At 34.8% G+C, this 11,853-nt stretch carries 11 protein-coding genes; 10 read left to right on the plus strand and 1 reads right to left on the minus strand.

What is annotated here, in order from left to right:
* Nucleotides 1–8: 8 nt before the first annotated feature.
* The 3 genes from NYE65_RS26530 to NYE65_RS26540 all read left to right on the plus strand — a co-directional run bounded on the left by NYE65_RS26530 (nucleotide 9) and on the right by NYE65_RS26540 (nucleotide 2,161).
* On the plus strand, nucleotides 9–518 hold the full coding sequence (locus NYE65_RS26530; protein WP_340862260.1) for a GNAT family N-acetyltransferase: 510 nt from the start codon (nucleotides 9–11) through the stop codon (nucleotides 516–518).
* Between the two features lie 79 nt (nucleotides 519–597).
* Nucleotides 598–1,413: a DUF2268 domain-containing putative Zn-dependent protease gene (locus NYE65_RS26535; protein ID WP_340862261.1), complete on the plus strand. Its 816-nt coding sequence runs from the start codon at nucleotides 598–600 to the stop codon at nucleotides 1,411–1,413.
* Nucleotides 1,414–1,972: 559 nt separating this feature from the next.
* Entirely contained in the window at nucleotides 1,973–2,161 is a 189-nt protein-coding gene (locus tag NYE65_RS26540) for a hypothetical protein (protein ID WP_328176481.1), read from the plus strand.
* A gap of 134 nt (nucleotides 2,162–2,295) precedes the next feature.
* Here NYE65_RS26540 and NYE65_RS26545 read toward each other — a convergent pair whose 3' ends face one another.
* Nucleotides 2,296–2,553, minus strand: a complete 258-nt coding sequence (locus NYE65_RS26545) for a DUF2533 family protein (RefSeq protein WP_328176482.1) — start codon at nucleotides 2,551–2,553, stop codon at nucleotides 2,296–2,298.
* A gap of 398 nt (nucleotides 2,554–2,951) precedes the next feature.
* On the opposite strand from NYE65_RS26545, the gene NYE65_RS26550 reads away from it, so the two are divergent.
* The 7 genes from NYE65_RS26550 (at nucleotide 2,952) to NYE65_RS26580 (ending at nucleotide 11,812) form a co-directional block, all read left to right on the plus strand.
* Complete coding sequence (locus NYE65_RS26550) at nucleotides 2,952–4,445, plus strand: ATP-binding protein (RefSeq protein WP_340862262.1); 1,494 nt, start codon at nucleotides 2,952–2,954, stop codon at nucleotides 4,443–4,445.
* A 304-nt stretch (nucleotides 4,446–4,749) separates the two neighbouring features.
* Complete coding sequence (locus tag NYE65_RS26555; protein WP_328176484.1) at nucleotides 4,750–5,007, plus strand: hypothetical protein; 258 nt, start codon at nucleotides 4,750–4,752, stop codon at nucleotides 5,005–5,007.
* A gap of 523 nt (nucleotides 5,008–5,530) precedes the next feature.
* Nucleotides 5,531–6,037, plus strand: coding sequence for a hypothetical protein (locus NYE65_RS26560; RefSeq protein WP_328176485.1), 507 nt, complete (start codon nucleotides 5,531–5,533; stop codon nucleotides 6,035–6,037).
* Between the two features lie 1,585 nt (nucleotides 6,038–7,622).
* Nucleotides 7,623–8,156 (plus strand): GNAT family N-acetyltransferase, encoded by a 534-nt coding sequence (locus NYE65_RS26565; RefSeq protein ID WP_340862264.1) that lies wholly within the window; start codon nucleotides 7,623–7,625, stop codon nucleotides 8,154–8,156.
* Nucleotides 8,157–8,604: 448 nt separating this feature from the next.
* A complete protein-coding gene (locus NYE65_RS26570; RefSeq protein WP_328178708.1) occupies nucleotides 8,605–10,071 on the plus strand; it encodes an FAD-dependent oxidoreductase in 1,467 nt (488 codons plus the stop codon).
* Nucleotides 10,072–10,143: 72 nt separating this feature from the next.
* Nucleotides 10,144–10,740: a TetR/AcrR family transcriptional regulator gene (locus NYE65_RS26575; RefSeq protein WP_264640789.1), complete on the plus strand. Its 597-nt coding sequence runs from the start codon at nucleotides 10,144–10,146 to the stop codon at nucleotides 10,738–10,740.
* A gap of 331 nt (nucleotides 10,741–11,071) precedes the next feature.
* The gene (locus NYE65_RS26580) at nucleotides 11,072–11,812 is read left to right on the plus strand and encodes an MBL fold metallo-hydrolase (protein WP_340860596.1); all 741 of its coding nucleotides are present in this window, start codon (nucleotides 11,072–11,074) and stop codon (nucleotides 11,810–11,812) included.
* Nucleotides 11,813–11,853 lie beyond the last annotated feature (41 nt).

Raw genomic sequence — 11,853 nt, forward strand, 5'->3', positions numbered from 1 at the left:
GTGTTTTAATGAGGATAAGAAAAGCTGTGTTAACCGATGCCAAAGGGATAGCTAAAGTACATGTTGATAGTTGGAAAACCACATATGCAAATATCATTCCAGACGAATACTTAAATAATTTGGCTTATGAAGGACGAGAGCAAGTATGGAAAGGGAACATTCCAAATAGTGATGTATTTGTAGCAGAAAATGAGGAAGGGAAAATTGTTGGCTTTTCATCTGGTGGTAAAGAAAGATCTGGAAAATACTCTGATTACACTGGTGAATTATATGCTATTTATATTTTAAAAGAGTATCAAGGAAATGGGTTAGGAAAATTATTGGTTAAACCAATAATTGAAGAACTACAACAAAAAAAATTTTTTTCAATGATAGTCCTAGTGCTTGAAGATAATAGTTCTCGTCTTTTTTACGAGACTCTTGGGGGTAAAAAAATTGACACCATTGAGGTTAACATTTCTGGGAAGAAACTCAATGAACTTGTATATGGATGGGATAATATTAGAACACTACTTTAAACTAAGATATTTAGATATTAGACTAAAAGGTGCTTTACTATAAGAATTGAAATAAAGAATGTACGGAGGATTTTAAAGTATGCTCGAAATAAAACAAATTACTCCAAGCGAAATCTTGTCAAACCAACATCGTTTGGATGAATTCTTAAAGGGAAAATTAAGAAATTTAGTAAATAAAAATTACTGGATGACGGAATGGGAACAAATAGCACAACGGTTTCAATTATTTAAATTGAAAGACTTATCCAATGAAGAAATATTGTCTTACGAATGGGATAAGAACTATATTGATGAAGTAGTTGAACAAACTTTTCTAACCGTATCTAAACATCTTAAATTTGATGAAATAAAAGTTACTATCTTACCTGCACTCCCTTTTCCTTGGTTTCAAAACTACGACCAAGCTATTTGGACAAACGGATTTACAAACAGTCCTGGTAACATCATTATCGCCATTCCTCCTCAACCAGATCTTGATTTCCTACAATATTTGTTAGCTCACGAAACCCATCACGCCAGTCCAGAAAATCCAATTTATAATTTAACTTTAGATACATTTACATTAGAAGAATGGTATAAGATGGAGGGGACAGCTGAATTTTTTAGCCTTTCATTATACCCGGATAAGAGATGGTGGAAAGATAGCTTTACTGAGGCAGTAGAGTTCGCCTATTGGAGTGAATGTAAAGAATTCCTAAAAACGGCTGACGATAAAATAAAGGGCAGGTTGTGTTTTGGAAACCCTAAGAAAGGTATACCTTATTTTGCTGGATATTCTTTTGCTCTAAACATAGTATCTAACTATGTTAAAACTAACCCAGTTTCAGATATAAGAGATTTATTCTTTGTAGAACCATCAAAGTTCATTGAAAGCTATAAAAGTGAAGTAAAGTGAAAAAATAGTATAATATTGTTCAAATGTACGTTACTTCAATAAGGGAGTTGCTTAGGCAGCTCTTTTTCTTATAGAACTAACGGGTGCTTTAGCTGAAGATCGGAGCTGTCTTTAAGGCAGCTTTTCCTTATAGAACTATCGGGGCAGAATAGTTCAATAGAAAGTGTTGATTTAAAATAAAGTTTAACCGTTTATAAAAAAGTCGAACCGTTTTGAAAAAAGTTTGATTAAAATACAACCTTCTTTTTCATGAGAATATTTAAATCAAGGTTTCTATAACATTTTTGATCAAACGTTATTTTAAAATGCGTGTTCTAAAATATAGCTAACCTAAAGTTTTGATCAATCTTTTTTTCAAAAACTAATATTATGAAGGTTAATAAATCAAGGTTTATAGATTATTTTTGATCAAACTTTTTTATAAAGCAACACATTTTAAATGAAAACGACCCATTTAAACGTACCGCCATGGTGTTCTAATATTATTCGGAAGGGCTTATGTATTTAATGTGTTTAAACGCAGTACAACGCAATTATTGGCGTTTAAGGAGGGGTTGTCATGTTTGGCAAGTATTTGTGGAAACTCCGATTATTATTGTTTATTCCAATTGTGCTTTATGCAATATATACATTTTCAGCGATTGAAAAATATGAGGATTATCCAGGTTATTATTTTTTGATATTGGCAGTCTATACGATTATTTGCTCTATCATCCTGCATAAAATGGAAAAGAAGGAAAAGAAATGAGCGAGATCATGCTCAAAAGAAAAGAACCCTCATTTCTGGGGGTTATAAATTATCTTTAATATTTGATTAGGAGGTCGAGGGTTAACACCGATATTCGGTGCTTTTTCTTACGACTAAGAGATCAGTAAATTATTTTACTTTAATGACTCCACATATGAATGAACCATTTCTGGGGTAACTAATTTACGAGTAGGTATTAGCCTTTGGTTTGCAAGAACATTGATTTGCATAGTGATTTGATTAATATGGTCTGTTGTAAAATCCTTTTCAGCCTTACATAATTCTATAGCTTCTTGAATATAATCTTCACGTTGTTGGTCTAATAGGGAAAATTCAGTAAAAAGTAGATTTTGTTTTTGAGCATGTAACGTAAGGGCTTTATGTACACTCATTATCCTTCACTCCTATAATTTTTTCTAATAGCTACTTCTATATTAACACCATCATTTTTTTAGCAATAGCAAAAACTATAAAAGATAAATCCAAAAGGTAGTTGATTCACGCATCGGATGTGATTATGAAAGAGGTCTGGAATACCAGGCCTTTTTTTGTTTGTTATCATCTCCTGGCATTGACTAATGTTGATTTAAAATAAAGTTTGATAATTTGTAAAAAAGTTCGATAATTTATAAAAAAGATTGATAAAATTTACCTTGGGTAAAAGTACATGGCTATGAGATTAGTTACCCATATAAAGGAAAATGTTAGTGTAAATCTACCTGAAGATGAAGCAAGGTTTAAACCTTGCCGATAACCTTTAGGTAACACCAAATTGAAAGGAAAAAATACGTTGAAACCCATAAATTTATTATCATTACTAAATGCAAATAGAAATTTAACACCGGAAGTCTTCAATTCGTATATTAGCCATTTTGACATCAAGATTAAAAAGAGCGAATTAGAGGATTTAAGATCACTAGTGACAGAGCTTCTAGGTAAGATAAAAGAGGTTAATATTCTAGAAAGATTTTATGTAGGTTACACAATAAATCAGATAGGAAAGGAATTCGATCTCTTAAGATTTGGAGATAATAATATTATTAATATTGAACTAAAAAAAGAGGATACTGGAGATAAGATCAAGGAGCAGCTCATAAAAAATAAATATTACCTTGGATTCTTAGATAAAAAGGTACTGAATTTCACGTATGTTGCTGAGGAGAAGAAGTTATTTTACTTAGATGAAAGTGAAAAGCTGACTGAAGTTGAAATTTCTTTTTTAATATCTGAACTTTGGGAACAAAAGTTAATTGAAATTGAAGATATACATAAGCATTTCGACCCTTCGAATTACTTAGTTTCACCCTTTAATTCAACTGAAAAATTTATTAATAATAAGTATTTTTTAACTGACCATCAAGAGAACATAAAAAAAAGTATTTTAAAGTTAAATAGGGAAACTGAACCATGCTTTATCTCGATTGAAGGGAACGCAGGCACTGGAAAAACCCTTTTAATTTATGATATTGCGAAGGAATATCGTAATAGGTCAAAAAGGGTTCTCATTTTTCACTGTGGTGCTTTAAATAATGGCCACATAAAACTAAAAAATAATTATTCATGGAAAATTACACAAAGCCATTATCTTAAAAATTATAATTTTAATGATTATGACCTTATAATTTTAGATGAAACTCAACGAATAGGTACGGATGAAATAGATGAAATATTATTAAAGGCTAAGGAAACCAATGCAATGTACATTTTCTCGTATGATTTTCAGCAATGTCTTGCTAGTTGGGAAATCAAGAGAAATATACCTCAATATATTAAGGAGCAAGTTTCTCCTAAACATTTCAAATTAACAGAGAAAATTAGAACTAACCAAGAAATAGCATCATTTATAAAAAATTTGTTTAATTTACGCAGTCGAAATCCAAATCAAGAGTATCCTAATATTGATGTCTCATACTTTACAACTTCTCGTGGTGTAATAAAAGAAATGGAAATACTTAAAAGTCAGGGGTGGAAAATAATAAATTTCACTCCTACTAGATATTCTAGTAACCCATATGATGAATTTCACATTGGTGGAGACGAAAGTTCACATCAAATTATTGGTCAGGAGTTTGATAAGGTAGTTGCTGTTTTAGATCAACATTTTTTCTATGGACAAGATAGTAAGCTATCTACTCAGGGATGGAGATCTGAGCCTTATTACCATCCAACAAAAATGCTTTTTCAGATGGTAACTAGAGCTAGAAAAAAACTTCATCTCATTATTTTTAATAATGAAGCTGTTCTGAAGGAATGTCTTAATATTTTGCATTCTAGTAAGAAGTAAAGTTTCCTATTTGTCAAAAAAGGCGCGTGTCTTTAATAACGATCAATATAGAAATGATCTTCCACAATAGGGAGCGATTGTAGAGCAACACAGGTAGAAAATGATCAAACTTTTTTATAAAATCGAAACTTAAATCTGTTGGAAAAGAATCCATTTTGATCAAACTTTATTCCAAAGCAACAGAAAGATAAGTTTATTTTAGAATAAATGGAGTAATTTTCAAAAAAGTGTGAAGGAAAGTGGCTTTAGAAGAGGAAAATCAATACTGAAAATAAGATGAGTAAAAAGAGAAGGGTGCTATAAAATGTTAGTTAAATATATTGAAGGTCAATTAGGAGAAATTAAAGAAAATATAAATAGTTATTCTTATAACAATCTATATGTGCGAATTGGTGAAAAAGTTCAGGTAGGTTTAAAATTGTGCGAAGTAGTTGATATTGTACACTATCCTACTACGGATGAAGAAGATTATACAGTAGATGTTTTTGTGAAAGTAATAAAAAAACTCCCTGAATCATGGTGGGAGAGACCTTTATTCTCACGAGCTAAGAAAAGTGAATAATAATATATGTTGTTCGAAAAAGGGGAGGGTATAGATATTGCCTTCCCCTTTTTGTTTACAGATAAATTTGTATGACTGTATTGTTTATAATGTACTCGATTTTGTATCTCAAAACAGTTTAGAGATTGAATTGGTGCGGTTTTGAGTGGATTAATAACTCTATGTACTCAAATTCATGTCCCCAATGTACTTATCTTTGTGTCTTCGTACAATTAGGTCCAGATAACTTTGAAAAACTAACAAACATTAAAGGACCGTCAATAGACCTGTTTTTTTGTACGAAAGAAGGATAGCCACCAAGTTTCGACGAATATATCAATATACTTTTTGGAGGTGTTGATATGGCGATTTGTTGTGGAGAGTGTCACGTTGAATTAAAGAGTGATGATTATGTCACATTAGATGAATTTAGCACGATGAGGCACACATATTGCGGTTATGATCTTATTGCCGATCTGATCAAAGACATTGGGACTTATCGAAATATCAAAACAAAGTATTGGTTTTCCCGTGAGCGCACTAAATGAAAATCGGGGAAATCTTGGAGTTAATTAAAACTGATACACCAGCGAATATTGCCAAAAAGGCTGATGTTCATCTTTCAGAAAAATTACTAAGAAAAGCATTGAAAAAAGCTGGTTATGAGTATAGAAATTCAGGCGAAAAAGGCTGGTATTTCGTTGGTGAAGGTGACGAGGAAACGGTACAAGAGCAGCTTATTTATGACTTTGCAACAGCAGGAAAAGCAAAGGCGAACGTTTCAACTAATGTAAATAAAGAACCTATTAACGATACCAACCAACGTTCTAACGTTAGCATAAAACGTGGTAAAGAACAGGTCAAACAAGCGAACGAACAATCAGCACCAACCATAGAACGAACCAATGTTATAAGAAAACGTTCTTCATTCGATATGGATGTTGAACTTATGAAGGAACTAAAAATACAAGCAATCATTCATGATAGGACGGTTTATGAACTTGTTGAAAGTGCCGTAAGACACTATTTAGCTGAATTAAAGGGAAAATGATGTGACTTTGAAATAAGGTCACGATGTTTATAATAAAGTTACACCGTTTTACCCCTTTGGATAATATCCTCTAAAGGGGTGTTTTTATGTCAGATAAAGTACATCTGAAATTTAAAAATGGATCAAGGGAATTATACAACTTAAATTTTACAAACAAAATCCACTTAAATTAGCATTCTTAATTGTCTACTATGAGTGTACTCAAAATTCACACTATAAATTTGTGTTATTGTAACATTGTGTTATGGAATTGTTAAATGACTCTAGTGTGGATTTTTACTTGTTCAGTGGGAAAGAGTTGAAAAATATATGGTAAAATATTCTGGGTCGTAAGACAAAGTTCAGTAGCCTATTTTTAGAAAGGAATGTATATATTGTTTTTCTTATATGTAATTTTATTTTTCATTTTTGGATATAGTTTTATATTTTCATTAATAAAAGCTATCCAAGAGGAGGTATCCCCGCATCTTACTGCAATCCTTTTTCTTGTATGGGCTTCATTAGCAATAATCGTTACGAACTTTCAATGAGTAGAGCAATTATTTTTGAAATGGATGGAACCTTATTTCAAACAAATTTAATTTTAGAACCTGCCCTAGAAGTAACATTTGATGTACTACGAAAAGAAAATTTATGCGATACAAATTAATAAACTTGTATAATTGGTCTAAAAAGTTGGAGGAAACTAATGGGAAATAAATTCGACATGTATTTTAAAATTAGTTTATTGGTACTCTTAGGTGTAATTGCCATAAGTCTTGTATACATATCATTTGGATTATCTGATATTTCATCTAAAATTTTTGATTTTACTGATGTAGTAAGAATTATTGGTGGGAATTAGGGATAATAACTTCCCCGATATATTTATCTCCCTTTTTCTTGTACAGTATAGGTCTAATACGTAATATTTCTTATTCCACAACGGGTGCGTTAGTTGAGATCAGAGCTGTCTATAAGGCAGCTCTTTTCTTATGCAACTATAGGGGCAGGTTAGTTGAAGAAGTTTTCTCGATATGTACTGTTTCCCAAAGTTATTTCTTACAGCTACAATAATGGTGAAACACAATGTGAAATTGAGAAGGAGCTTATGCAGATTGAATCTTATTAAATATTTTGGAATCCAATTTATTCTTTTTACTGTAATAATCCTAACAGGGTTTTACTCAGATAGTTACATAAGCAAGCCCTTTACTTACACTGATTTAATAGCAATGATTATTCATTTTGCTATACTAATCGTCGTGTTAAATGGATACTTTAAGCTAAAGGAACGTCTAATGCCTATTCATTTATTTAATAGAGTTTTACTTTCTTTGATAGCTTTTGTTTTTACCATTATTTTTATAGAGATTTTAACAGGAGGATGAGGTTTTATCCCTAATGAACGATGCGTTAGCTGAAGATCAGAGCTGTCTTTAAGGCAGCTTTTTCTTATGGAACTAAAGGGGCAGGTTAGTTGAAGATTGAATACGTTGCAAAAAGGGATTATTACTATTAAGGCGAATAGTTAATAATTGGATTTTTTTTGAAATGGAGAGATTTTAAGAGTTAAGAAAAGACCTAAATAGAAAGGTTGTTTTATTTGAACAAATTTGACTGCATTTCAGAAACGGAAAGATTAGTAATAAGACCATTAAAAGAAGATGATTTTAAAAATTGGCTTCCATCTCAACACAGGTATGATCAAGGGAAGATTGATATGAGTGAATGTACAGAGGAATGGTTTACCAACTTAGTGGAAAAACATCAAGAATTAGCAGTGAATGATATAGCATATGTTTTTGGTGTCTTTAGGAAAGAAGACGGTACACATCTTGGAACGATAGACTTCTCCACCTTAGAGAGAAATGACTTTCAATGGGGTAGGATAGGTTACACTATACATAATCAATATTGGAGAAATGGTTACTGTAAAGAGGCAGTAAAAGAAGCCCTTAATATCGCCTTTAAAGACTTGAATTTCCACCGAATTGAGGCTCATATAAACGTTGATAACACACCTTCTTATAAGTTAGCAGAGAATGTAGGAATGGAGTTTGAATGCATAAGAAAAGGATTTATTTTTGAATTTGGTGAATGGACTGATAATCTGGTTTATTACATAAATTCCAAATAGAAAATTCTTCAACTATGAGGTTCGGTAGTTGAGATCTGGGGCTGCCATTTGGTGGCCTTTTTGCTTAATGAACTAAAGGGGCAGTTTAGTTGAAGAGTCGCTGTTTGATCTTTATTCAACAATTGGGCCAGATTATGGAACAAGGCTTGTTGAACTATCAACTTCTTAGTTTAAGAAAAAAGCTGTCATTTTGGCAGTTTTTTTATTTGGAATATTTAGGTTAAAGGGCAGCTATGCTTAAAGAGTATAGATAGCAAAAAAGGGAGGGCCTTATCAGAAGTAATGCTGGCTACAGGTCCCGATAATGTTTCAAAGACTTTAGTTACCAAGTCCTTTGCGATGATCTTATTAGTATAGTATAAAAAAACTGTTGTCAACGAATTAAGGGCAGCCATATAATAACATAAATTGACTGACTGAGTCAGTCAAAAATAAGGAGTGGGATATCATGACAACTTTTTTTAATAAAGGTAAGGCCATCGTCATTGGTGGAGGTATGGGAGGATTAATGACTGCACGTATACTCTCCAATCATTACGACGAGGTACTAATTGTTGAGAAAGATGATTTTCCATCAGGGCCAGACGTCCGTTCTGGGACTCCACAGGCATTCCATCCGCATCGCTTCACCACTCGTGGGAAAACGATCACTGAACGCCTCTTTCCGGGATTTGAGCATGACTTGGTAGAGCAAGGTACCCCTTCATCTCTGAACAAAGACGTTTTTTTCATGAACCAGCACGGGAGTTTAGAAATGAAGTATGACCGGAACGATCTTAAATTCAGTCGAGCTGTTCTGGAGTGGGTCATTCGCCAACGAGTTAAGGCTATTCCAAACGTGCGCTTTCTATCCAAGCACAACGTGATTGGGCTATTAACGACCCCTGATCGGACAGCTGTTACTGGCGTTCAAGTTAGAGGTCGCGATCACTCCAAGCACGAGGAAGCCCTGACAGCTGATCTGGTTATTGATACAAGCGGACGTTCCTCGAAACTTTCGGGATGGCTTAAGGATTTGAATTACAAGGTTCCAGAACCAGATCTGCTAAAAGTTTTCCTTGGGTACAGTACCCGACGTTATAAAGTGCCTTCTCATTTGACTCATTTGATTGATAAATGGGATGTCATCAACCTCCAGGGGCAGCCTGCCAGCGGTACTTACACGGGCGTATTCTCCTTTATCGAAGACCAGACTGCTGAAGTGTTGCTTTACCGTCCAGGAGGGAAATATCCTCCAACGGATGCAGCCGAATTCGAGCTGGCCTTGGAGCAACTTCCAAGTCCGATCATATCGGAAATCGTACACGACTTTGATCCGATCACCTCTCCCAGAGGGTTCCGTGTTCCAGAATTGTACTGCCATCGTTACGAACAGATGTCCCGTTGGCCTGCAGGCTTACTGGTTTTGGGAGATGCTTACTGTATCTACGATCCGATCTTCGGCCAAGGTATGACCGTGGTTGCGATGGCAGCCGAAATACTGGAGGCTTGTTTGCTGGAACGACGTGGGGAAGACCGGTTTGATTGGGAGCAAGGCGTGCTTCGTCGAATTAAAGAAGCAATTGAGCCGGCCTTCTGGCTGAACTGTACGGCTGATCTTCGGTGGGAAGGCGTCGAATATAAAGGCACGGATTCAAACATGGGGAATGCCTTCAGCCGGGAATATATGGAGCTGTTTCTCAAGCAAGCTACAAGCAAGCCTGATTGGCGACTTTACGGGCTCTACTGGGGTGTGAATACGTTATCTATATCACCCCGTCACATCTTCAACCCACAGACGGCGGTCCAAGTTCTATCCTCTTCGGATGAAGGCATGAGCCTACTCTCTATGATTAAGGTGGAAGACGAACGATCCGTCGAGGCGATTTTGGAAGAAATGCTACCGCGATTCTCGGAAACGCCGTTTGAGCAGTAGCATTAGCGAATTTAAAGATCTATTTGATATACTGTAAAATAACTATATTGTCTTATGGAGGAGCGCTCAACATTGGCACCATTAAACGACGATCAATTGCATCAAATACGCGATGAACGAAGAGAGCAAATTAATTCGGCGGCCATCCAGGTTTTTGCCCGTAAAGGTATCATAAGTGCAAAGATGAGTATGATAGCAGAAACCGCAGGCATCAGCAAGGGGCTGCTTTATCATTACTTCAAATCGAAAGACGAATTGTTCGTGTCGCTCGTTGAAGAGGCAATGGCTGAAACAGAGGAGGCCATACGAAGCGTATATAAACTGCCAGGTACAACGATTGAAAAAATCAGGGCGTTGACAACGGAAATTCTCGACGAAAGCGGCGCTCCATACTTCATGCTTATCCACCAAGCGCGTACGTCAGACGGTGTGCCTGAGAAGGTGAAGCAGTTGCTTGAACTGTATTCGATGGATAGTTTTATTGATGTACTGCTTCCTTTATTTCAAGAGGGTCAGCAAGTCGGAGAATTGGTAGCAGATGATCCCAGAGAGCTTATCGCCTATTATCTGACAATCCTTTCTGGTATCATGGTCATCAATTCGAACGGGATTGATGACTACCGGATTCCGAAGGTGGATATGTTGTTGCGGTTGATTACCCCCTTTTAGGTGTTATGTAGTAAATAATATGTTTTCTTGTCCCACAATACCGACCAATAGAGCTTATCAGTTATTCCATTAAAGGGCGCGATTCTTGAAGAAGTTTCGCTTTTCTAACGGGTGCGTTAGCTAAAGATCGGAGCTGTCTTTAAGGCAGCTTTTTCTTTATGCAACTATCGGGGCAGGATAGTTCTATAGTGCAACAAATAAAAATATTGACAAAAAATATTTTATGTGTTATGATTAAATATTTGTTATTGAAACCTCCTTAGTTAATTGGTAAATTAAACTAAACAGTTATTTAGATATGCAATTAATTAATAATTTTGGAGGGAATTTAATGAGAATAGCTAATGGAGTTGAAATGCTTGAGTTAGAAGCTGAAGCGTTTGGAGGGAAAGCAGTCATACACCCGACGCTTCTCTGGGATGATAAAGAAGCTATTTTGATAGATACAGGAATGCCAGGACAATATAAGCAAATAATCTCAGCAATGGACAGAATAGGTTTATCATTAGATAAATTAAAAGCAGTTATATTAACACATCAAGATATTGACCATATTGGAAGTGTGCCAGAAATCATAAAGGCAACTAAAGGAAGTATTGAAGTATTCGCTCATGAACTTGATAAGCCATACATAGAAGGGGAAATTTCTCTTATTAAAACGAACCCTAAAAGTATGGCTAAGATTTTGGACTCTCTACCAGAGGACCAATCAAGAATAATGCTTGAACTTTGTAAAAATCCTCCAAAAGCTAAAATTGATACTACTTTATCGGACGGTCAAGAACTACCCTATTTCGGTGGGATAAAAGTTCTATTTACTCCTGGACATACCCCTGGACATATTAGCCTTTATTTGAAAAAAAGTAGAGTTCTTGTTGCTGCTGATGCAATGATTTGTATAGATGGGAATCTAAGAGGACCCGTTGAGCAAACAACACTCGATATGGACACTGCGATTTCTTCTTTAGATAAATTTTTAAGGTACGATATTGAATCTGTAATTTGCTACCACGGGGGAGTATGTAATAATAAGGTTCATACCCAAATTGAAAATATCATTAAAAACTTATAGAACTATCAGAAGCGATTCTTCATTAAGAGAGATCGCTTTTT

Source organism: Peribacillus sp. FSL R5-0717 (assembly GCF_038002945.1).
Taxonomy (GTDB): Bacteria; Bacillota; Bacilli; order Bacillales; family DSM-1321; genus Peribacillus; species Peribacillus frigoritolerans.